Here is a 19,045-nt window from a genome sequence, read left to right as displayed (position 1 = left end):
CACTACGACGTCGAGGGGACCGGTCCCGTTACCGCGGGTATCGTCGGGATAATCCGCACCCGGGCGGCAGGGCCCCGCGCTTTGTCTTGGCGAACCTGCAGGTGTGAAGTGGGCCAAGGTCATCGATCACACCCGGTGCATCGGGTGTCACGCCTGCACGACCGCGTGTAAGTCCGAGAACGACGTTCCCCTCGGTGTCACCCGCACCTACGTCAAATACGTCGACGTGGGCGTCTTTCCGGACGCCCGGCGCGCCTTCCAGGTCACGCGCTGCAACCAGTGCGACGACGCGCCGTGCGTCTCGCCGTGTCCGACGTCCGCGATGTACCGGCGGCCGGACGGCATCGTCGACTTCGACAAGTCGATCTGCATCGGGTGCAAGGCCTGCATCGCGGCGTGTCCCTACGACGCGATCTTCATCAACCCCGACGACCACGCCGCGGAGAAGTGCAACTTCTGCGCGCACCGCCTCGACGTCGGCCTCGAGCCCGCGTGCGTCGTCGTGTGCCCGACCGAGGCGATCCTGGTCGGCGACGTCGAGGATCCGGCCTCCAAAGTGGCGCAGATCGTGCACGGAGATCCCGTTCGCGTGCGCAAGCCGGAGAAGCGGACGCTGCCCAAGCTCTACTACAAGGGAGCCGGCGACGCGACGCTCGATCCGCTGGCGGCGCGGCGTCCGGACGGCGGACTCTTCATGTGGAGCGAGCAGGGCAACGGGAACGGCGGCGTGACGTCGGGCGCGCCGGACGGGTGGGCCTCGTCCCAGGCCGCGGCGCTGCTCAGTTACGATCTGCCGCACCAGGCGCCGTGGGGCTGGCGCGTGAGCCTCTACACCTGGACGAAAAGCGTCGCGGCGGGCGCGTACTTGATCGCGGTGCTGCTCCTCGGCGCGGGCCTGCTGCGCGGCACGAGCGCGCTCTGGCGGTGGGGGGCGCCCGCACTCGCCGCGGTGTTCCTGGCCGTCACCGGCGTGCTGCTCGTCGCCGACCTCAAGCATCCGGAGCGGTTCTATCTGATCTTCACGCGGCCGCAGTGGAAGAGCTGGCTCGTGCGCGGCGCGTTTCTGATCGCGGCATACGGATTGGTGCTGGCGCTCCATCTCGTTGCCGGCGCCGCGGGATGGTCCGCGCTTCAGGGCGGGCTCGCGCTGCCGGGACTGGTCGCTGCCGTGCTGACCGCCGCCTACACCGCATATCTGTTCGCGCAGGCGCGCGCCCGCGATCTGTGGGAGAGCCCGTGGCTCGCGCCGCACCTGGCGCTCCAGGCGCTCCTGGCCGGCGCGGCGGCGCTCCTGCCGTGCGCCGGCTGGCTCGACCCCACGGTGATCCGGCCGCTCGCGGTGACCCTTGCCGGCGCCGGGCTCACGCACCTCGCGTTCGTGTGGGTGGAGGCCGGCGGGCCGCGAGCCGGCCGGCAGGAAACCGCGCACGCGCGCCTGGCGGTGCACGAGTTGACCGGTGGCCGGTTCCGCCGGGTGTTCTCGACCGGGATCGCGCTGACGGTCCTCGGCGTCGTCGCGGCCGCCGTGGTCGCGGTGACAGGCGGGACGTCCGCGCTCGCGACGGGCGCCCTCGCCGCGGTGCTGTCGCTGGCAGGGCTGCTCGCGTACGATCACGCCTACGTCCAGGCGGGACAGGCGGTGCCGCTCGCATGAAATTGGACGATCTCGGCCGCCGCGTCAGCGCGGCGCGTGAAGCCGCCGCCGCGCGCGGTGAGACGTTCTATCCGGGGCCGAGCCGCGTCCACCTCGCGGCGTTTCCGCCGAAGGAACGCTGGGACGACTGGGTCGAGCTGGACACGCATGCGTGGCCGCGCCGGGTCGAGAAACGGTACATGCTCGTGCCGACGACGTGCTTCAACTGCGAATCCGCCTGCGGTCTCCTCGCGTACGTCGACCGCGAGACGTTCCAGGTCCGCAAGTTCGAGGGCAACCCGGAGCACCCGGGCTCGCGGGGGCGCAACTGCGCGAAGGGCCCGGCCACGCTCAATCAGATCACCGACCCGGACCGCATTCTCCACCCCCTCAAGCGCGCGGGCGCGCGGGGCGAAGGCGCCTGGGTGCGCGTCTCCTGGGACGAGGCGCTCGACGACATCGCGTCGCGCATCCGAGGCGCGATCGCCTCCGGCCGCCACAACGAGGTCATGTACCACGTCGGGCGGCCCGGCGAAGACGGCTTTACGGAGCGGGTGCTCGCTGCGTGGGGTGTGGACGGCCACAACACCCACACCAACATCTGCTCGAGCGGCGGGCGGACCGGCTACCACTACTGGCTCGGCCTCGACCGGCCGAGCCCCGACCACGCCAGCGCCCGTGTCATCCTCCTGATCAGCAGCCACCTCGAGTCCGGCCACTACTTCAACCCGCACGCGCAGCGCGTGATCGAGGGCAAGCACGCCGGCGCCCGGCTCATCGTGATGGATACGCGTCTCTCCAACACGGCGACGCACGCGGACTACTGGGTCGCCCCGCGGCCCGGCTCGGAGCCGGCGATCCTGCTCGCGATCGCCCACCACCTCATCGCCGGGCGGCGGTACGACCGCGAGTTCGTGCGGCGCTGGTGGAACTGGCGCGAGTACCTCGCCGCCGAGCACCCGGACCGGCCGCAGACGTTCGAGACTTTCGAGGAGATCCTCGGCACGGTCTACGCGCGGTACACCTTCGAGTTCGCGGAAGGGGAGTCGGGGGTGGCCGCGGGGACGCTGCGCGAGATCGCGGACGTCGTCGCCGACGCCGGGACGCGCCTGTCCACCCATACCTGGCGGAGCGCGGCCGCGGGCAATCTCGGCGGCTGGCAGGTGGCGCGCACGCTCTTTCTCCTCAACGCGCTGCTCGGCGCGATCGCGACCCCGGGCGGCACCTACCCCAACGCCTGGAACAAGTTCGTGCCGAAGCCGATCTACGTCCCGTCCCACCCGAAGGCCTGGAACGAGCTAACCTGGCCGCGCGAGTATCCGCTCGCGGTCAACGAGATGTCGTTCCTGCTGCCGCATCTGCTGCGCGAGGGCCGCGGGAAGCTTCAAGTCTACTTCACCCGCGTCTACAATCCCGTGTGGACCAACCCCGACGGCTTCTCATGGATCGAGGCGCTCACCGACGAGCGCCTCATCGGCCTGCACGTCGCGCTCACGCCGACCTGGAACGAGACCGCGTACTTCGCCGACTACATTCTGCCGATGGGGCATGCCTCGGAGCGCCACGACCTGCACTCTTACGAGCAGTACGACGGTCAGTGGGTCGGCTTCCGCCAGCCGGTGCTGCGCGCGGCGCGCGAGCGCCTCGGCGAGCGCGTCACCGACACCCGCCAGGTCAACCCCGGCGAGGTCTGGGAGGAGAACGAGTTCTGGATCGAGCTGTCCTGGCGCGTCGATCCCGACGGGGCACTCGGCATCCGAAAGTACTTCGAATCGCAGAAGCACCCCGGCGAGAAGCTCGGAATCGACGAGTACTACGCGTACATCTTCGAGCACTCGGTACCGGGCCTGCCCGAGCGCGCGGCGGCCGAGGGCTGCACGCCGCTCGAGTATATGCGGCGGTACGGCGCCTTCGAGATCGCCCGCGGCCTCGGCCCGCTGTACGATCGGCCCGTCCCCGCTTCCGAGCTCGACGACGTGCGCGTCGACCGGTTCGGCCGCGCGTACACGCGCGCGTCCGCTCCCCCAAATCCGAACGTGGTGCCGCAGGGCATGCCGGATCCCGACGCGGACGGCCGGCGCGCGGTCGGCGTCGAGATCGACGGGGTGGTGCGGCGCGGATTCCCCACACCGTCGGGACGCCTCGAGTTCTACTCGCCGACGATGTCGCGGTGGGGCTGGCCCGAGCTCGCGCTGCCGGCGTACCCGCGCAGCCACGTGCATCCGGAGCGCCTCGCCCCGGACCAGATGCCGCTCATCTCGACGTTCCGGCTGCCGGTGCAGATCCACACGCGCAGCGCCAACGCGAAATGGCTGGATGAGATCGCGCATACGAATCCGCTGTGGCTCCACCCGTCCGACGCGGCGCGAATCGGCGTCGCGACCGGCGGGCTCGTGCGCGTCGAGACTGAGATCGGCTATTTCGTCGTGAAGGCCTGGGTCACGGAAGGCATCCGGCCCGGCGTCGTCGCGTGCAGCCACCACATGGGGCGGTGGAAGATCCACGACCACGGCCAGCGGCAGCTGATGGCGACCGTGGCGCTCGACCGCGCCGCGGGCGACGGCGGAGGCAGCCGCTGGACGATGCGCCGCCGCGCGGGGACCGGACCGTACGCGTCGTCGGACCGCGACACGCTGCGGATCTGGTGGACCGACGTCGGCGTCCACCAGAACCTGACGTTTCCGGTGCATCCCGATCCGATCTCCGGCCAGCACTGCTGGCACCAGGCCGTGCGCGTGCGGCCCGCCGGGCCGGAGGACCGGTACGGCGACATCGCCGTCGACACGCAGAAGTCCGCGGCGGTCTTCCGCGAGTGGCTGGCGCTGACCCGGCCGGCGGACCGCCACTCGCCGGACGGGACCCGGCGTCCCTACTGGCTGATGCGCCCCCTCCGCCCGACGCGGGAGGCGTACCGGCTGCCGGCCGGCACGCCGCCGGCAGGAGAGCCCGTGCGCGCGGGCGTGTGAGCCAACCGGCGATGAATCTCTCGACGCGCGCTCCGAGCGAAGCGTCGTCCCCCGAAATCTTCCGGGCGCTCGGCGTCCTCTGCGAGCCGCCGGACGACGGCCACGCGCGGGTGTGGGAGGCGCTCGGGCTCCCGGGTGTTCCCGATGCCTCCCAGTTCACGGATCTCTTCGTGCTGCATCTCTATCCCTACGCCTCGGTCTACCTGGGCGCGGAGGGCATGCTGGGCGGTGAGGCGCGCGACCGGGTCGCCGGCTTCTGGCGGGCCCTGCGCCTCGCCCCGCCGGCGGAGCCCGATCACCTCGCGGCCCTCCTCGGGCTGTATGCGGGACTTATTGACCGGGAGGCGGAGGAGCGGGACGAGGCGCGGCGCCTCTTGTGGCGGCAGGCCCGCTCGGCGCTGCGTCACGAGCATCTCGTCTCGTGGCTGCCGCCTTACCTCGATCGAGTCGAGGCCATGGCTCCGCCGGCGTACCGCGCGTGGGCCGGTCTGCTTCGCGCGGCACTCGCCGAGGAGACTGCCCGCGACGCCGCGCCCTCCGGCTCGGGCCCCGCTCCAATGCCGGCGCACCTGCGTGACGCGCCGCCGCTTCCGGATCCGCGCCGGGAAGGATCGCAGGCATTCATCACCGGTCTCTTGGCGCCCGTGCGCTGTGGCATGATTCTCACGCGCGCCGATCTCGGACGGGCGGCGCGGGAGCTCGAACTCGGCCTCCGAGTGGGGGAGCGTAAGTTCGCGCTCGCCGCGCTGCTGTCGCAGGCGCCCGAGGCCGTACTCGGCTGGCTGGGGACCGAAGCGCGGGCGTGCTCGGTGCGTCACGCCGCCCACGGCGGTGTCATGGGGGCCGCGGCGGGCTTCTGGGCCGATCGCGCCGCGGACGCCGCGGCGCTGCTCCAAGATCTGTGTGTCTCGGCGAGCGAGCCTACCGCGGGCGCAGGATGTCGATGACGCCGGCGAAGTGCCGGTGCGCGTACTCCGCCGCCCCGGCAAGATCGAAGACGGTGCCCCAGTGTTCCAGGTGCGTCTGCTGCCAGCGCGCGGCATGGTCTTCGCCGCAAAAGAATTGAATGTGCGGACAATGCGTCAGTACCGCGGGTCCGGGAAGACAGCACTCCTTCGCCGGGTAAAAGACCACCGGCGCGGCCGGTTCTGACCCGAGAATGCGGGGTCCCCGCATCAACACGACGATCGGCCCGCGACAGTGGCCGCATTCCGACGTGATCTGCGCCTCACCATCCGCCATCGGCGGCACCGCCAGCGCATCGACGGCGCAGTTGGCGTAGACGGTTACGCCGCCGAGCGCGACGCGATGCTCGGTCGGTACGAGCGAGAACGGATATGCGGCCATCACGGCCCCGTCGCGGAGATAAACGGCCCCGGCATCGTGCAGCGCGGTCAACGCGGCGCTCACATCCGCGGGGGAGAGTCCCGCGGCTTCCGCAAGCGCGGGACCGGCCGTGTCCCGGCCGAGGAGCGCGCGCCTCAGGATTGCGGTCCGCACCCGGCTCTCTCGATCCGTCACAGCCATCGCCTCCCGCGGCAGTCCGGTGCGTTTGACGCTAACAGGAAAACCTGTTATAAGTCAAGCCATGAGGTCGGCCGTCAGGCATCAGGAGGCCTGTGCGCCGGGCCCGGCGCTCGCGGCCCGGGCGCGATACTTTCGAGTGCTCGGAGATCCCACGCGGCTTCGCGTGCTGGAGATTTTGCGTGACGGGGAGCGGACGGTCGCCGACCTGGCCGCGATCATGTGCGCGCCGCGGAGCCGGCTGTCCAATCACCTGGCCTGCTTGAAGTGGTGCCGGTTTGTCGCGGCACGGCGGCGCGGACGGCACGTTGCATACCGGCTGGCGGACGAGCGCGTGGAACGTCTCATCGGCCTCGCGAAGGACCTCTCAGCGGAGCGGTGCGGTTACCTCGCCCGCTGCCGGCGAATCGGCCCCGACTGGATTTGAGCGCAAGGAGGCGCATTGTGGCCAAGTCAGTGACGGTTTTCAACCAACCGGGCTGAATTTTCTGTCGCAGGGTCGAGGAGTTCCTCACCCAACACGGCGTTCCGTACTTGGCCCGCGACGTCGCCGAGGATCCGGCGGCGATGGCCGAGCTCGAACGACTGGGCCTTGCCACCACGCCCGTGACGGTCGTCGACGGCGAGGTGGTTGTCGGGTTCGATCGAAAGCGCCTCGCGGCATTGCTTGGGTTGTCCCCCGACTAGCCTTCGCGCTGCCGAGAGCGTCGGCGGGCGTCCGGCGCCGGTGCGAAGACCTCATCGCATGAAGGAGGGAGACGAGATGCTGGCCGGGCAGACGATCAATCAGGTGGCGCTCGTGGTCGAGGATCTCGACGCCGCCGTCCGGCGGTACTGGGAGCGCTTCGGGATCGGCCCCTGGCGCATCTATACCTATCAAGCCCCGCTCGTAAAGCGGATGACCTATCGCGGGCGTCCCCAGGACTATCGGATGCGGCTCGCGCTCGCGCGGATGGGCGAGGTCACGATCGAGCTGATCCAACCGCTCTCCCAGGAGAACATCTACACGGAGCACCTCCGGCAGAAGGGACCGGGGCTGCACCACATCGGCATTATCGTGCCCTCGATCGACGACGCCATTGCTGGGGCCGCGAAGTCAGGCGTCCGTGTGCTGCAGAGCGGAGGCGGTCACGGCCTGCACGGGGACGGCGCCTTCGCGTACATGGATACGGAAAACGCGCTCGGCATGATCGTGGAGTTCATCGAGCTGCCGAAAGAGCGCGTCGCGCCGGAGGCGGTGTTCCCGCCCCCCTAGCGCGTGATCCTCGCGACGAGCGTCCCCGGGCCCGACTCGGGGGACGCGGTTACGATCCGGGGGCGCACGGCGGCAGCGTGATCTGGATCGGCGCGCCGTAGTCGTAGTAATCGAGCGCCTGATCGCCGCGCGGCATGGCGAGGACGACGCGTCGCGGCAGGCCGTTGTCGCTTCCGACGTAAAGCGTCGTTTTGACGCCGACCGCCCCGCCCATCGGTCCGCCGGCCCCCCCCTGCATCGTGTAGAGGTAGACGCGCATCGGCTGCCCGTCGATCGCCGCGTCCGGCGCGCGGGCGATGTCGACCGTGCCTTGGAAGGCGGTGGGGTCGCTGAGCCGCGGCATCTGGGGGAGGTTCACGCAGCGCCATCCCGAGGGCGCGCCCGACATCGTCGTCCGCATCCGCGACTGGCCGCCGACCACGATCACTTCCGCGTCGCCGTTCTGACTCTGCATCGTCGAATGCATCGCGCCGCTCCCAGGCGCCACTTCCATCACCATGCTGCCCTGGGGCATCGTCGTTTTCATCCGGTATCCCGCCAGGCCGTTGAGCTTGCCGTACGCGGCGACGACCTCACGCCACGCCGCGGCGTCGCCCTTGACGGTCAAGTCCGCGGACGCGGGCGCGGCGAGGCCGGTGACCAGACAGAGCGCCACCGCGGTGAGGATCGCGGCAAGCGGACGCGTACGGATCGGCAACATCGGACGGATCGGCATCATGAGGGGCGGATTCGGCGGATCGGCCGGGCGGCCCTTTGCCGGCGACACACCAGGCGGACCGCGCGCGAATGCCGCCACAAAGTACGGCGAGGGTGGGGGCCGGCGACCATGTCCGGGCGGAGTTGCATGGCGTTGCCGGTCCCGCCCTCGCCGCAAACCTGCCGCTCGAAATCAGGCGGAACTTGACTCATTTATACCCGGCTGCCGGGTCACCGCCACGCCCGGCCGGGCGGTGGGGCGGGTCCGGGTTCCCGCGCTCAGCGCGATGCCGGCGAGGACGAGCGCTGTTCCGGTCCAAAACCAGCGGTCGAGGCGGTCGCCAAAGAGCGCCGCCGACGCGAGCACCCCGACAATGGGTTGGAGATACTGAAGGGCGGCGGGGATGCGCGCCGGCAGCGTCATGAGCGCCCCGAACCAGACCCACAATCCCCCGACCGTCACCAAGAGCCCGAGGTACAGGACGGCCGCGATCGCGCTTGCCGTCAGGCGCATCGGCGCGTGGCCGAGCTCCCACACTGCAACGGGGGCGAGCACCGCCGCGCCGGCGAGCGAACTGATCGCCGCGATGGTGAGCACTGAATACCGTTCGATCAGTTCGACGCTCAAGACGTAGTACAGTGCCACCGCGACCGACGACAGCAGCACCAGCGCGACGCCGCGGAGGGTCGCAGCGTGCAGGGGCGCGAGAGCTCTTGGATCGCCCCCGGCGACGAGGGCGACGCCCAGCAGTGCCGCGGCGAGACCGGCCACCTGCGTCCCCCCGATCGGCTGCCGGAGCCGAACCGCCGCGAGCGCGACGACCAGGACGGGGATGAGGGCCGAGACGACCGTCGCGACGGATGCCGGGGTCAGGCGCACGCCGAGGGTCTGGGAGACCTGGCCGACGCCGATGCCGAGCAGGCCGAGGCCCGCCGCTGCGGCGCAGACTCCCGCCGGCGGCAGCCGGCGTCCCCGCAGCAGCCACAGGAAACACGGCGCCGCGGTGAGGTACCGCAGCGCCGTCAGCGTCAGCGGCGGGATGTCGCGCAGCCCGAGCTTGGTGAGCGGGATCGACCCGCCCCAGACGATCGCGAGCAGGAGCAGCGCGCCGAGAGACCGGACGGTCATCCGTCCTGTGCGACCACCGGCGTCTCGAGAACGCCCACCTTCGTAATCGAGATCCGCACGGTGTCACCGGCGCGCAGCCAGCGCGGCGGCTTGCGGGCGAATCCGACGCCGCTCGGCGTGCCGGTCGCAATGACGTCGCCGGGTTCGAGCGTGAGCGCGCGCGAGACATCCGCGATCAGGAAGGCCACCGGGAAGATCATGGTGTTCGTGCCGGCTTCCTGGAGGCGCTCGCCGCTCACCTCGACCGTGAGGGTGAGCGACTGCGGGTCCGGGACCTCGTCGCGGGTGACCAGCGCCGGCCCCAGCGGCCCGCTGCGGTCGAAGTTCTTGCCGATCATCCACTGGGTCGTCCGGCGCTGAAAATCCCGGATGGAGATGTCGTTGAAGACGGTGTAGCCGGCCACGTACTCGAGCGCGCGCGACTCCGGGATATCGCGGCCGCGGCGTCCGATGACGGCCGCGAGCTCGCCTTCGTAGTCCACCTGCTCGCTCACGGCCGGGAGGACGTACGGCTCGCCGGGGCCGAGCAGGCTGTGGGGGAACCGGCCGAAATAGATCGGGATCGTCGGCGGCTCGCCCCCGCCTTCGCGCGCGTGCTCCGCGTAGTTGCGTCCGACGCAGAGGATCTTCGGCGGCGCCGGCACCGGCGGCAGCAGGCGGACGTCGCCGGCTCGCCAGACCACGCCGTCGCTCTCGAGCGCGCGCGCCTCCGGCGCGTGGGTGAGCGCCCGCCGGGTCTCGGCCGTGATCTCCCGCGCCAGCGCGAGCGCTTCGTCCCCGCCGACGAGCACCTGTGTCATCGACGGCGGCATCAGCGCGCGGGCCCGCGCCCCGGGGCGCGAGACGCCGCGGGCCGCGTAGTGCGCGCGGGCCGCGCGGGTGAGATCGACGATCCAATCGCCTTCCACTGCCCCGACGCGGGTCTGGCCGCGCGCCGCGAATGTCACCAGGCGCATCCGTCACCTCCGGGAACCATCGCCGCCGGCCGGACACGTCTCGGCCGGCGGGCCTGCCGGAAAGATACTTGGCCCCGCGCCGCGGGCGTCCCTGTCGCCCCGTGTTGACAGCGGCGGACCGCCCGTGTAAGTTATTTGTAATGATTCCTAATAAGAACCACGTTCAGACAGTAGCGGCCGTGCCTCCCGCGGAGGCGCGGGGGCCCGCCGGGGCGCGGTGGACCCCGCTGCGAGGACTGCTGCGCGCCCGCGGGGGCCGCCTCACCCCGCAGCGAATGGCGATCTACGAGGCTGTGGTCGGCCGCACTACGCACCCGAGCGTGGAGATGGTGCACGCCGCCGTGCGGGCACGGTTCCCGGGGGTCAGCCGGGCGACCGTGTACGCGACGCTCGATCTGTTCGCCGATCTGGGGCTCGTCCAGGAGGTCGGCGGACGCGTGCGCCGGTACGACGGCCGCGCAGGACGCCATGTCAATCTGGTCTGCGAGCGCTGCGGCGGAGTGACCGACATCGCCGATCCGCGGCTCGAGGCCCTCGAGCGGAGGACCGCCGTGCGCGCGGGATTCGATGTGCGATCCGCCCGGTTCGAGCTCCACGGGGTTTGCCCTCGGTGCCGCGCCCAGTCGCGCCGCGCAGGAGGCCGCTCGGGCACGAAGGCGTCCGGAGGGCGGCGAACCGAGGGGGCGCGCGATGCCTGAGGTTCGGGGCGAATTGACGATCCCGGGGGTCAAGCAGGATCTGGCGGCGATCGAGGCCCGCAGCACGAGCTATCTCCTTCAAGTCGTGCAGCCCGCGTTGCTTGGCCTCATGGACGGGTCCATCTCCACGCTCGCGCCGCTCTTCGCGAGCGCCTTCGCCACGCGAAACCCGCACACCGCGCTGCTGGTCGGCACCGCCGCCGCGGTCGGCGCCGGCATCAGCATGGGGTTCGCGGAGGCGCTGTCGGACACCGGGAAGCTGACCGGCCGCGGGCATCCGTTCGCGCGCGGCATGATCACCGGCGTCGCGACGCTCATCGGGGGCATCCTCCACGCGCTGCCGTTCCTGATCCCGCATCTCGGCCTGGCGCTCGCGGTCGCGTACATGGTCGTCGGCATCGAGCTGGTCGTGATCGCGCTCATCCGCTACCGCTACTTCAGGCTGAGCTTCTGGCTCTCGATCGTGCAGGTTATCGTCGGCGGCGGCTTGGTCTTCCTCGCCGGGGTGCTGATCGGGAGATCGTAGCGCGGCCGCAGAGGGGAATTCTCCCGCGCCGAATGGAACAGAGCGTGGGAGGAATTCACCGAATGCTTAGCAACCCGGTCAAAGCCAAGATCCGCGCGGGCGAAGCAGCCTTTGGCACCATCTGCGCGCTGCCCTCACCGGAAGTCGTCGAGATCATCGGCGTCGCCGGCTACGACTGCGTGCTGATCGATCTCGAGCACGGGCCGCTCGACGTCGAAACCGTGCAGGCGATGGGCCGCGCCTGCCGCGCCACCGGCATCGTGCCGCTGGCGCGTGTGCCCGACGCGAACCCGAAGACGATTCTCCGCATGCTCGACAGCGGCTGCCTCGGGGTCATGGTGCCGCAAATCGAGACGCCGGAGCAGGCGGCGGACGTGGTGGCGGCGTGCCGTTATCCGCCGGCGGGCCGGCGCAGCCTCGCCGGCAACACCGTGGCGGCCGGCTGGGGGATCGTGCCGGCGGCGGACCACGTCGCGGCCAGCAACGAGGCGGTGCTGTCGATCGTGCAGATCGAGACGCGCCGCGGCCTGGATGCGGTGGAGAAGATCGTCCGCGTCCCCGGCCTCGACATGATCTTCATCGGGCCGAACGATCTGTCGACGAGCCTCGGTTATCCCGGCCAGATGCGCCATCCCGACGTGCAGGACGCGATCCGCCGGATTCTTCGGGCTGCGAAGGACGCGGAGACGCTGTCCGGGATCCTGGCCCTCGAGCCGCAGGACGTCGAGACCTACCGGCCGCTGGGCGCGGGTCTGATGCTCGACGGCATCGGGCGCCTGCTGCTGCGGGCTGCGCAGGCGCAGGTGAAGGGGCTTCGCGACGCCGCGGTCCGCCTTCCCGCTCCCGGACGCTCCTAGGTTATGGCCGGCCGGCTCGATTACCACGATCCGTTTCACGAGTTCGCCGGCCGTCTGACGGAAGCGCTCGAGGACAACCACCTGGTCGTGTCCGGGTACGCGTTCCTCGTCGACGTGGACCACATGAGCCGCGAGTACCGCTACGTCGTGCACCTCGAGAGCGAGCCGCCCGCGGACACGCCCCAGACGTCGGCCTGGCCGTGGGCCGAATTGCGATTCCTGGTCGACGCGCTGTCGTTCGGGCGGCACATCGCCGAATACGACGAGGGCGTCGAGTTTTCGCGCACGGTGCACGAAGAGGTCCAGGTCTTCGGCGAGCTGCTGACCGAGGCGACGATGGACCGGCTGCTCGTGCCGCCCGACGTCGTAGCGCTGCGCCGCGCGATCATGCCGGCGGGCGCGGAGCCCGGCGTGCCGAGCATCAGTCTGCAGCAGCACTTCTCCACCGAAGACGCGCCGCCCGTCTACAGCGCGCGCGTGCAGTCGAGCGTCGTGCTCAAAGAGGACGAGCTGGTGGAAGAAGACCGTCCCCGCAAGATCGCGCACGCGGTCTCCGCGCTGCTCGGCGGCCTGCAGGCGCTGCACCTCGCCGCCGAAGGCGCGCCGATGCCGAACCCGAGCGAGTGACCGCCGGCCCCACACCGGGTCCCCCGTCGTCTCCCGATGACGAACGCTTCATGCGCGCGGCGCTGGCCGAGGCGGCCGACGCCGCGATCCTCGGGGACGTGCCGATCGGCGCGGTGATCGCCCGCGACGGCCGGATCATCGCGCGCGGTCAGAACCGGCGCGAAGCCGACCGCGATCCCACCGCCCACGCGGAATTGCTCGCGCTGCGGCAGGCCGCGCGGCACCTCGGCGGCTGGCGTCTTACCGGCTGCAGCGTCTACGTCACCCTCGAGCCGTGCCCGATGTGCGCCGGGGCGCTGCTGCAGGCCCGCGTCGACCGTCTGGTGTACGGCGCCGCGGATCCCAAGGCCGGGGCCGCGGGCAGCGTCATCGATCTCTTCCACGGCGTCCGCTTCAACCATACGGTGCGTGTCACGGCCGGGGTATGCGAGACGGAATGCCGGGAGCTGCTGCAAAGATTCTTCTCCGCGCTGCGTGTGTAAGGCCGCTCTTTGCGGAACACCCTAATTAACAAGTAGAAGACGAAGGCCCGGCAAGGAGACCCGTCATGCGGCGATTGTCATTTCTCGCGGTGATCCCGGCGGCGATGTTGAGTCTCATTCTGCTGGTGCGGTTTCGCCGGAAATCGGTCGCGCGCTTCAACCGCGCCGTCACGAACCGGCTGACGCGGCGATTCGCCGGGCGGGCGCCCGGGTTCGCGATCGTCATCCATCGCGGCCGGAAGACAGGCCGTCTCTACCGGACGCCTGTCAATGTGTTTCAAGTCCCGGACGGCTTCGTGATCGCCCTGACCTATGGGCGCGGCAGCGAGTGGGTGCAGAACGTGCTGGCGGCCGGCGGCTGCGACCTCGAGACGAACGGCAGACTCTACCGGCTCTCCGCGCCGGTTGTGGCCCACGATCCGGGCCGGCGGTTTCCCTCGTTCGTCCGTCTCGTCACACGGATCGGCGGGGTGACGGAGTATTTGCGGGCGTCGGCGTCGCCCCCTCCGGGGACTAGCCAGGCGGGACGCTTTGGCTCACGCCGTAGGCCTGCGCCGGCGTCGCCGGAGCCGTCACCGGCGGGGGCGCGGCCGGCGACGGGCGGGACGGGCGCGTAACCCTCGGAGAGCGGTGGGCGTGCCCTTCCCGGACACGCCATACGATCGCGCGCCTTACACGTTCGCGTGGCCGCTCACGCACGTGATCGTGCCGCCGCCGACCCAGATCGTCCCCTCGCTGTCGCGCTCGACGTGGACGCGCCCGCTGCAGCCCAACGCCGTGCCCTGACTCGCCACGTACGGCGACCGCGCCCGGCCGCTGTCGAGCAGCCACGGCGCCAGCGACGCGTTGAGGCTGCCGGTCACCGGATCTTCGGCGGTGGCGCCCTGCTTCGGAAAGAAGGCCCGCACCTCGAACGCCGCCGGAGCACCGTTCGGATAGGGACCGACGACCCCGACGGGCATATCGACCGTCCCCGGCTCGAGCGCCAGCACCGCGTCGGCGGTCGGGAGAAACACCGCGACCCATCCCGGACCGTTGTCGCACCACGCGGCTTCGACGATGCCGGCCCGGTCGACGCGCAGCATCGACGCGACGCGCCGGACGAGATCCTCGTCGACGGGTCCGCTTCGAATGACCGGCGGAGCGGCGAAGGCCAGGCGGTCTGCGCCCCGGCGGATCCTCACCAGGCCGGCGGGACATTCCTGCACGACCACGTCCTTCTGCTTCGGCGTGCCTCCGGCCGCGAGCCAGGCGTGGCACGTCCCGAGCGTCGGATGTCCGGCAAACGGAAGCTCGGCGGCCGCGGCGCCGCGCGCGCCGAGCGGCGCGAAAATGCGCACCCGGTAGTCGGCCTCGGGCCGGGCCGGCGGCAGGACGAACGTCGCCTCCGACAGATTCGTCCATCGGGTGAACCGCGCCATCTGCTCCTGCGTCACGCCCTCGCCATCGAGCACCACGGCCACGGGGTTCCCAGCGTAAGGCGTCGTCGTGAACACGTCGACCTGCTGGAAGCGGCGCCGGCTCATCGCCGTGTCAAATCCAGACATCGTTGGGCGCCGTCCGTTCGCCGCCCTCGTGCCAGGTATTCCGGACGCCGCGCGGCTCGATCAGCAGCAGTTTGACATATCGCCTGGTAGGGCACGCCGCACCTCCGTTCGCACGTCCCCGCACCGCGATTCTAGCGCGCGCGGCGCGAGGATAACAGATACAGATTACTGAAGTTGTGGCCATAACAGTTCCACGGCCCGGGAGGGCGCGCGTGCGCGAGAAGCCGCTCTGCCGCTACGAGCAGCTCGCCGGCTTCATCGCCGGTCTCGTCGCCGGCGGCACGCTTGCGCCGGGCTCCCGGGTGCCGTCGCTGCGCGAGATCAGCCGGCAGCGCGAGACCAGCCTGTCCACCGCGCTGCAGGCGTACCGCCTGCTGGAGGACCGCGGCGTGCTCGAGGCGCGGCCGCAGTCCGGCTTCTACGTCGCCACGGGGCAGCCGGTATCGCGTCAGCTGCCGACGGCCTCCAAACCGCCGGCCAAGGCCGCGAGTGTCGCGGTGTCCGGCGTCGTGCTGAAGCTGCTGGAACACGCCGCGGACCCGAAGCTGGTGCCGCTTGGGTGCGCCATCCCGAGTGCCGAGTTGCTGGCGTCGGCGCGGCTCGACCGCTTCCTGGCCCGGGCGGCGCGGACGAAGGGCGTCGACTGCAACACGTACACGGTGCCGAAGGGCGACCCGCGGCTGCGCCGGGAAATCGGCCGCCGCGCGCTGCGCTGGGGCCAGGCGCTCTCGCCCGAGGACATCGCCATCACCTGCGGCTGCACCGAAGCGCTGGCGCTCGCGCTGAAGGCCGTCGCCAAGCCGGGCGACGCGATCGGGATCGAGTCGCCGACGTACTTCGGCCTCCTCCAGATCATCGAGGCGCTCGATCTCCGGGCATTCGAGCTCCCGACGGACCCGGCGACGGGCGTCGAGGTCCCGGCGCTGCGGGACGCGCTCGAGCGCGGGGCGATCGCGGCCTGCCTCTTCGCGTCGAGCTTCAACAACCCGCTCGGCTGCACGATGACGGACGCGAAGAAGGCGGCGGTCCTCGACCTGCTGGCGAAACACGGGCTGCCGCTGATCGAGGACGACATCTACGGCGACATCTTCTTCGGCGAGGAGCGTCCCAGGCCGTTCATGGCGCTCCGGCCGTCCGGCAACATCCTGTACTGCAGTTCGTTTTCGAAGACCCTCGCGCCGGGATACCGCGTCGGCTGGATCGCCGCGGGGCGCCACATGCAGAAAATCTTGGAGCGCAAACTCGGGTTCACGCTCTGCGGGCCGGCGCTGCCGCAGCTGGCGCTGGCGGAGTTTCTCTCGTCGGGCGGGTACGACCGTCATCTGCGCCGCGTGCGGCGGACGTTTGCCAACAACATCGATCATATGCTGCGGATCATCGACCAGGCGTTTCCCGCCGGGACGAGGGTCTCGCGGCCCGCCGGCGGCTTCGTCCTGTGGCTGGAGCTGCCGAAGCCGCTCCGCAGTCGTGAGCTGTTCGACGCCGCGCTCGCCAAGGGCATCTGCTTCGCGCCCGGGGACGTGTTCTCGGCCGGCGGCCGGTACGCCAACTGCCTGCGACTGAGCTGCGGGCATAACTGGCACGCGCGGATCGAACGCGGTCTGCGAACGCTCGGCGCGCTCGCGACGGCCGCGCTCGCCCGGCACTAGAGGAGCGGCAGGATCCCCCGTAGATCCGCGGACTGGTGCGCCGGGGCGAACCGCGGGTCGAGGACCGCGTCCGCGGCGCGGTTGATCCAGATCGTCCGGAGGCCGGCCGCGGTCGCGCCCGCGGCGTCACTCGGTGAGCCGGCGACGTGGAGCAGGTCTTCCGCGGACACGCCCATCTCCGCGAGCGTCTTTCGATACACCGATGGATGCGGCTTGAACTTGCCGCCCTCGACCGACACGATCCGGTCGAACCGCACCGGAAACGTCCGCATGAGCGCGCCCAGCATGCCGTAATCGCCGTTGGACAGGACGCCGAGCGCGCTGGGGCGCCGGCGCACCTCGGCGAGCACCTCCGCGGCCTCCGGCCAGGCCGGCAGGCGCTCCCAGGCCCCGACGAGCGCGGCCATGTCGGCGGGGACGATCTCCGGGGCCGGTCCCCGCAGGGTGTAGCGAAGCGAGGCTTCGATCGCCGCGCGGTTCGACGCCGGCTCCCGGTCGAGCGAGTTCGCGAGCAGCAGGTAGCTCATGTGCGCGCTCCGCCAGGCGCGGGCCGCCGCCGCGGAGTCCGCGGCGATGCCGCGTTGGTGGAAAAACGCGCGCAGGGCGCCGGTGAGCCCGCCCACGGTGTCGAACATCGCCGAATAGACGTCGAAGGTGACGGCTCGAACCGGCATTCGGGGGGACCTCCCGTTGCGACCGCCGAACAAGGTGCCGGCCGCTCACGACGCTTACAACGGGTGCGACAGATGGCCCTGCTGCTGCGAGAATCCCATCTCCGCGAACTGCTCGCGATGCGCGAGCTGATTCCGCTCATGGCCCGCACGCTCGCGAGCTTCAGCACCGGCGGCGCCGTGCAGCCCGTCCGGTCGACGACGCCGGTCGCGCGGTACGGCGGGTTCCTCGGCGTGATGCCGGCATATCTCGCGCCGCCGGCGCCGGCCGCGCCGGGCGGCAGGCCGGGCGAAGCCGGAGAATCAGAGGAAGCGCTGGGGTTGAAGGCCGTCGCCTTCTACCCGAACAACGCCGCCCGCCGGCTGCCGACGCACCTCGCGACGATTCTGCTGCTCGATCCCGCGACCGGCGCGCTGCGCGCGGTGCTGGACGGGCGCCTCATCACGGAGATGCGGACGGCGGCCGTCTCGGCCGCCGCGACGGACCGGCTCGCACGCCAGGACGCGCGCGTGCTCGCGATCCTGGGCGCGGGTGTGCAGGCGCGCAGCCACGTCGAGGCGCTGCGCGAGGTGCGCCCGCCCTCCGAGGTCAGGGCGTGGAGCCGGACGCAGGCGGGCGCGGAGCGCTTCGCGGCGGAGATGCGGGAGCGATTCGGCGTGCGGGTCGCGGTCGCCGCGTCGGCGGAGGACGCGGTGCGCGGCGCCGACGTCATCTGCACCGTCAGCGGCAGCACGACGCCTGTCGTCGAGGGCGCCTGGCTCGCGCCCGGCGCGCATCTCAACGCGGTCGGCGCGGCCCGGCCGGACTGGCGCGAACTCGCCACCGACGCCGTCCGCCGCGCCCGGCTGTTTGTCGATTCGCGGGAGGCGGCGATGACCGAAGCCGGCGACGTCGTCGGCCCGATCCGTGAAGGCGCGATCACGGAGCGCCACATCGTCGCGGAGATCGGCGAGGTTTTCGCCGGCCGCCACGCCGGCCGCGAGAGTCAGGACGAGATTACGCTGTTCAAGTCGCTCGGGATGGCGGTCGAGGACGTCGCGACCGCGCGCTTTGCCTACGCGCGCGCGCAGGCGAAGGGCATCGGGGAGGAGATCCGACTGGAGTAGCGGCGGCCGCGCCGGATCTGCGCGGCGCTAGGATTTCCAGGTCAGAATGAGGCCGACGACGGCGGCGGTCATCACCGCGGTCGTTCCCCAGCCGATTGTATTGAGCAGCGGGCCGTTCACGCGCGTCCCCATGATCGCGCGGTTGTTGGCCGCGAGCATCAGCAGCACCAGGATCGGCGGCGTGATGAAGCCGTTGATCAGCGCCGTCACGAACAGCGCGTCGATTGGGTTGATGCCCGTGAAATTGATGAGCATGCCGACGGCGGTCGCGACGACGATGACCGCGTAGAATCCCCTCGCCCGTCCCGGCCGCTCGCCGAGGCCGGTGCGCCATCCAAACAGCTCCCCGACGGCGTAGGCGGCGGAGCCGAGCAGCACCGGGATCGCGATCAAGCCCGCGCTCGCGAGGCCGATCGCGAACAGCCATGTCGCGAGCGAGCCGGCGAGCGGCCGTAGGGCCTCCGCGGCCTGGGCGGCCGACGTGATAGTGGTGTGGCCGGCGCGGTGCAGGGTCGACGCGGTGGCGAGAATGATGAAGTACATGACGACGTTGGAGAAGAGCATGCCGACGTCGACGTCCCAGGCGGCGTAGGCCAGTTCTCGGCGGCTCACACCGTGCCGCTGCCAGAGGCGGCGCTCGCCGATCGCTTCGCGTTCTTCGACCTCCTGGCTCGCCTGCCAGAACCACATGTAGGGCGAGATCGTGGTGCCGAGCACCGCGA

The 19,045-nt window shown here is 71.0% G+C and carries 21 protein-coding genes and 1 pseudogene; 14 read left to right on the top strand and 8 right to left on the bottom strand.

Annotation, left to right across the window (positions count from 1 at the left end):
• The first annotated feature begins 103 nt into the window (after nucleotides 1-103).
• From VKT83_06880 to VKT83_06870, 3 genes are read left to right on the top strand one after another with little or no spacing between them, the layout of a single operon-like run.
• Nucleotides 104-1,654: a 4Fe-4S dicluster domain-containing protein gene (locus tag VKT83_06880; GenBank protein HLY22178.1), complete on the top strand. Its 1,551-nt coding sequence runs from the start codon at nucleotides 104-106 to the stop codon at nucleotides 1,652-1,654.
• Nucleotides 1,651-4,599, top strand: a complete 2,949-nt coding sequence (locus VKT83_06875) for a molybdopterin-dependent oxidoreductase (protein HLY22177.1) — start codon at nucleotides 1,651-1,653, stop codon at nucleotides 4,597-4,599. The genes VKT83_06880 and VKT83_06875 overlap by 4 nt, the downstream gene beginning before the upstream one ends.
• Before the next feature lie 11 nt (nucleotides 4,600-4,610).
• Nucleotides 4,611-5,546: a molecular chaperone TorD family protein gene (locus tag VKT83_06870; GenBank protein HLY22176.1), complete on the top strand. Its 936-nt coding sequence runs from the start codon at nucleotides 4,611-4,613 to the stop codon at nucleotides 5,544-5,546.
• Here VKT83_06870 and VKT83_06865 read toward each other — a convergent pair.
• Nucleotides 5,521-6,120 (bottom strand): alkylmercury lyase family protein, encoded by a 600-nt coding sequence (locus VKT83_06865; protein HLY22175.1) that lies wholly within the window; start codon nucleotides 6,118-6,120, stop codon nucleotides 5,521-5,523. The genes VKT83_06870 and VKT83_06865 overlap by 26 nt on opposite strands.
• 67 nt (nucleotides 6,121-6,187) lie before the next feature.
• On the opposite strand from VKT83_06865, the gene VKT83_06860 reads away from it, so the two are divergent.
• Genes VKT83_06860 through VKT83_06850 form a run of 3 tightly spaced genes read left to right on the top strand, consistent with a single transcriptional unit; the run spans nucleotide 6,188 to nucleotide 7,378 of the window.
• Entirely contained in the window at nucleotides 6,188-6,550 is a 363-nt protein-coding gene (locus VKT83_06860; GenBank protein HLY22174.1) for a metalloregulator ArsR/SmtB family transcription factor, read from the top strand.
• Nucleotides 6,551-6,606: 56 nt separating this feature from the next.
• Nucleotides 6,607-6,810, top strand: coding sequence for a glutaredoxin family protein (locus VKT83_06855; protein ID HLY22173.1), 204 nt, complete (start codon nucleotides 6,607-6,609; stop codon nucleotides 6,808-6,810).
• A 58-nt stretch (nucleotides 6,811-6,868) separates the two neighbouring features.
• Nucleotides 6,869-7,378, top strand: a complete 510-nt coding sequence (locus VKT83_06850; protein HLY22172.1) for a VOC family protein — start codon at nucleotides 6,869-6,871, stop codon at nucleotides 7,376-7,378.
• A gap of 49 nt (nucleotides 7,379-7,427) precedes the next feature.
• Here the strand turns inward: VKT83_06850 and VKT83_06845 are convergent, their stop codons facing one another.
• The 3 genes from VKT83_06845 to VKT83_06835 form a co-directional block, all read right to left on the bottom strand.
• On the bottom strand, nucleotides 7,428-8,096 hold the full coding sequence (locus VKT83_06845; GenBank protein HLY22171.1) for a hypothetical protein: 669 nt from the start codon (nucleotides 8,094-8,096) through the stop codon (nucleotides 7,428-7,430).
• A 171-nt stretch (nucleotides 8,097-8,267) separates the two neighbouring features.
• Nucleotides 8,268-9,203 (bottom strand): DMT family transporter, encoded by a 936-nt coding sequence (locus VKT83_06840; protein ID HLY22170.1) that lies wholly within the window; start codon nucleotides 9,201-9,203, stop codon nucleotides 8,268-8,270.
• Nucleotides 9,200-10,159, bottom strand: a complete 960-nt coding sequence (locus VKT83_06835; GenBank protein HLY22169.1) for a fumarylacetoacetate hydrolase family protein — start codon at nucleotides 10,157-10,159, stop codon at nucleotides 9,200-9,202. The genes VKT83_06840 and VKT83_06835 overlap by 4 nt, the downstream gene beginning before the upstream one ends.
• 140 nt (nucleotides 10,160-10,299) lie before the next feature.
• Between VKT83_06835 and VKT83_06830 the strand changes: the two genes are divergently transcribed.
• The 6 genes from VKT83_06830 (at nucleotide 10,300) to VKT83_06805 (ending at nucleotide 13,966) form a co-directional block, all read left to right on the top strand.
• Nucleotides 10,300-10,857 carry a Fur family transcriptional regulator gene (locus VKT83_06830; protein HLY22168.1) on the top strand — a complete coding sequence of 186 codons (558 nt, stop codon included), beginning with the start codon at nucleotides 10,300-10,302 and terminating at the stop codon, nucleotides 10,855-10,857.
• The gene (locus VKT83_06825) at nucleotides 10,850-11,383 is read left to right on the top strand and encodes a VIT family protein (GenBank protein ID HLY22167.1); all 534 of its coding nucleotides are present in this window, start codon (nucleotides 10,850-10,852) and stop codon (nucleotides 11,381-11,383) included. Before VKT83_06830 ends, VKT83_06825 begins: the two co-directional genes overlap by 8 nt.
• A 62-nt stretch (nucleotides 11,384-11,445) precedes the next feature.
• Complete coding sequence (locus VKT83_06820; GenBank protein HLY22166.1) at nucleotides 11,446-12,240, top strand: aldolase/citrate lyase family protein; 795 nt, start codon at nucleotides 11,446-11,448, stop codon at nucleotides 12,238-12,240.
• 3 nt (nucleotides 12,241-12,243) lie between these two features.
• Nucleotides 12,244-12,867, top strand: coding sequence for a hypothetical protein (locus VKT83_06815; GenBank protein ID HLY22165.1), 624 nt, complete (start codon nucleotides 12,244-12,246; stop codon nucleotides 12,865-12,867).
• Nucleotides 12,864-13,349 carry a tRNA adenosine(34) deaminase TadA gene (gene tadA / locus VKT83_06810; protein HLY22164.1) on the top strand — a complete coding sequence of 162 codons (486 nt, stop codon included), beginning with the start codon at nucleotides 12,864-12,866 and terminating at the stop codon, nucleotides 13,347-13,349. Before VKT83_06815 ends, tadA begins: the two co-directional genes overlap by 4 nt.
• Nucleotides 13,350-13,414: 65 nt before the next feature.
• Nucleotides 13,415-13,966: a nitroreductase family deazaflavin-dependent oxidoreductase gene (locus VKT83_06805; protein HLY22163.1), complete on the top strand. Its 552-nt coding sequence runs from the start codon at nucleotides 13,415-13,417 to the stop codon at nucleotides 13,964-13,966.
• A 54-nt stretch (nucleotides 13,967-14,020) separates the two neighbouring features.
• On the opposite strand, the gene VKT83_06800 is transcribed toward VKT83_06805, so the two are convergent.
• Both VKT83_06800 and VKT83_06795 read right to left on the bottom strand, forming a co-directional pair.
• Nucleotides 14,021-14,896: a PhzF family phenazine biosynthesis protein gene (locus VKT83_06800; protein HLY22162.1), complete on the bottom strand. Its 876-nt coding sequence runs from the start codon at nucleotides 14,894-14,896 to the stop codon at nucleotides 14,021-14,023.
• Nucleotides 14,883-14,969: pseudogene (locus tag VKT83_06795) on the bottom strand (cupin). The gene VKT83_06800 and the pseudogene VKT83_06795 overlap by 14 nt, the downstream one beginning before the upstream one ends.
• A 139-nt stretch (nucleotides 14,970-15,108) precedes the next feature.
• On the opposite strand from VKT83_06795, the gene VKT83_06790 reads away from it, so the two are divergent.
• Entirely contained in the window at nucleotides 15,109-16,545 is a 1,437-nt protein-coding gene (locus VKT83_06790; protein HLY22161.1) for a PLP-dependent aminotransferase family protein, read from the top strand.
• Here the strand turns inward: VKT83_06790 and VKT83_06785 are convergent.
• A complete protein-coding gene (locus VKT83_06785) occupies nucleotides 16,542-17,219 on the bottom strand; it encodes an HAD-IA family hydrolase (protein HLY22160.1) in 678 nt (225 codons plus the stop codon). The genes VKT83_06790 and VKT83_06785 overlap by 4 nt on opposite strands.
• A gap of 72 nt (nucleotides 17,220-17,291) precedes the next feature.
• On the opposite strand from VKT83_06785, the gene VKT83_06780 reads away from it, so the two are divergent.
• Nucleotides 17,292-18,323, top strand: a complete 1,032-nt coding sequence (locus tag VKT83_06780; protein ID HLY22159.1) for an ornithine cyclodeaminase family protein — start codon at nucleotides 17,292-17,294, stop codon at nucleotides 18,321-18,323.
• Between the two features lie 27 nt (nucleotides 18,324-18,350).
• Here the strand turns inward: VKT83_06780 and VKT83_06775 are convergent.
• The coding region (locus VKT83_06775) for a divalent metal cation transporter (GenBank protein HLY22158.1) at nucleotides 18,351-19,045 on the bottom strand (695 nt) is incomplete at its 5' end.

The sequence above is a fragment of the bacterium genome, from assembly GCA_035308905.1.
In the GTDB taxonomy this organism is placed as follows: Bacteria; Sysuimicrobiota; Sysuimicrobiia; order Sysuimicrobiales; family Segetimicrobiaceae; genus DASSJF01.
This window is presented reverse-complemented; position numbering and strand designations above follow the sequence as displayed.

Bases quoted from the DNA above. Each gene is read 5' to 3' on its own strand.
- VKT83_06850 (HLY22172.1), top strand. From the start codon at position 6,869: ATGAAGGAGGGAGACGAGATGCTGGCCGGGCAGACGATCAATCAGGTG.
- VKT83_06800 (HLY22162.1), bottom strand. From the start codon at position 14,896: ATGTCTGGATTTGACACGGCGATGAGCCGGCGCCGCTTCCAGCAGGTC.
- VKT83_06820 (HLY22166.1), top strand. From the start codon at position 11,446: ATGCTTAGCAACCCGGTCAAAGCCAAGATCCGCGCGGGCGAAGCAGCC.
- VKT83_06845 (HLY22171.1), bottom strand. From the start codon at position 8,096: ATGATGCCGATCCGTCCGATGTTGCCGATCCGTACGCGTCCGCTTGCC.
- VKT83_06835 (HLY22169.1), bottom strand. From the start codon at position 10,159: ATGCGCCTGGTGACATTCGCGGCGCGCGGCCAGACCCGCGTCGGGGCA.
- VKT83_06805 (HLY22163.1), top strand. From the start codon at position 13,415: ATGCGGCGATTGTCATTTCTCGCGGTGATCCCGGCGGCGATGTTGAGT.
- VKT83_06785 (HLY22160.1), bottom strand. From the start codon at position 17,219: ATGCCGGTTCGAGCCGTCACCTTCGACGTCTATTCGGCGATGTTCGAC.
- VKT83_06875 (HLY22177.1), top strand. From the start codon at position 1,651: ATGAAATTGGACGATCTCGGCCGCCGCGTCAGCGCGGCGCGTGAAGCC.
- VKT83_06840 (HLY22170.1), bottom strand. From the start codon at position 9,203: ATGACCGTCCGGTCTCTCGGCGCGCTGCTCCTGCTCGCGATCGTCTGG.
- VKT83_06860 (HLY22174.1), top strand. From the start codon at position 6,188: ATGAGGTCGGCCGTCAGGCATCAGGAGGCCTGTGCGCCGGGCCCGGCG.
- VKT83_06830 (HLY22168.1), top strand. From the start codon at position 10,300: ATGATTCCTAATAAGAACCACGTTCAGACAGTAGCGGCCGTGCCTCCC.
- VKT83_06780 (HLY22159.1), top strand. From the start codon at position 17,292: ATGGCCCTGCTGCTGCGAGAATCCCATCTCCGCGAACTGCTCGCGATG.
- VKT83_06870 (HLY22176.1), top strand. From the start codon at position 4,611: ATGAATCTCTCGACGCGCGCTCCGAGCGAAGCGTCGTCCCCCGAAATC.
- VKT83_06825 (HLY22167.1), top strand. From the start codon at position 10,850: ATGCCTGAGGTTCGGGGCGAATTGACGATCCCGGGGGTCAAGCAGGAT.
- VKT83_06815 (HLY22165.1), top strand. From the start codon at position 12,244: ATGGCCGGCCGGCTCGATTACCACGATCCGTTTCACGAGTTCGCCGGC.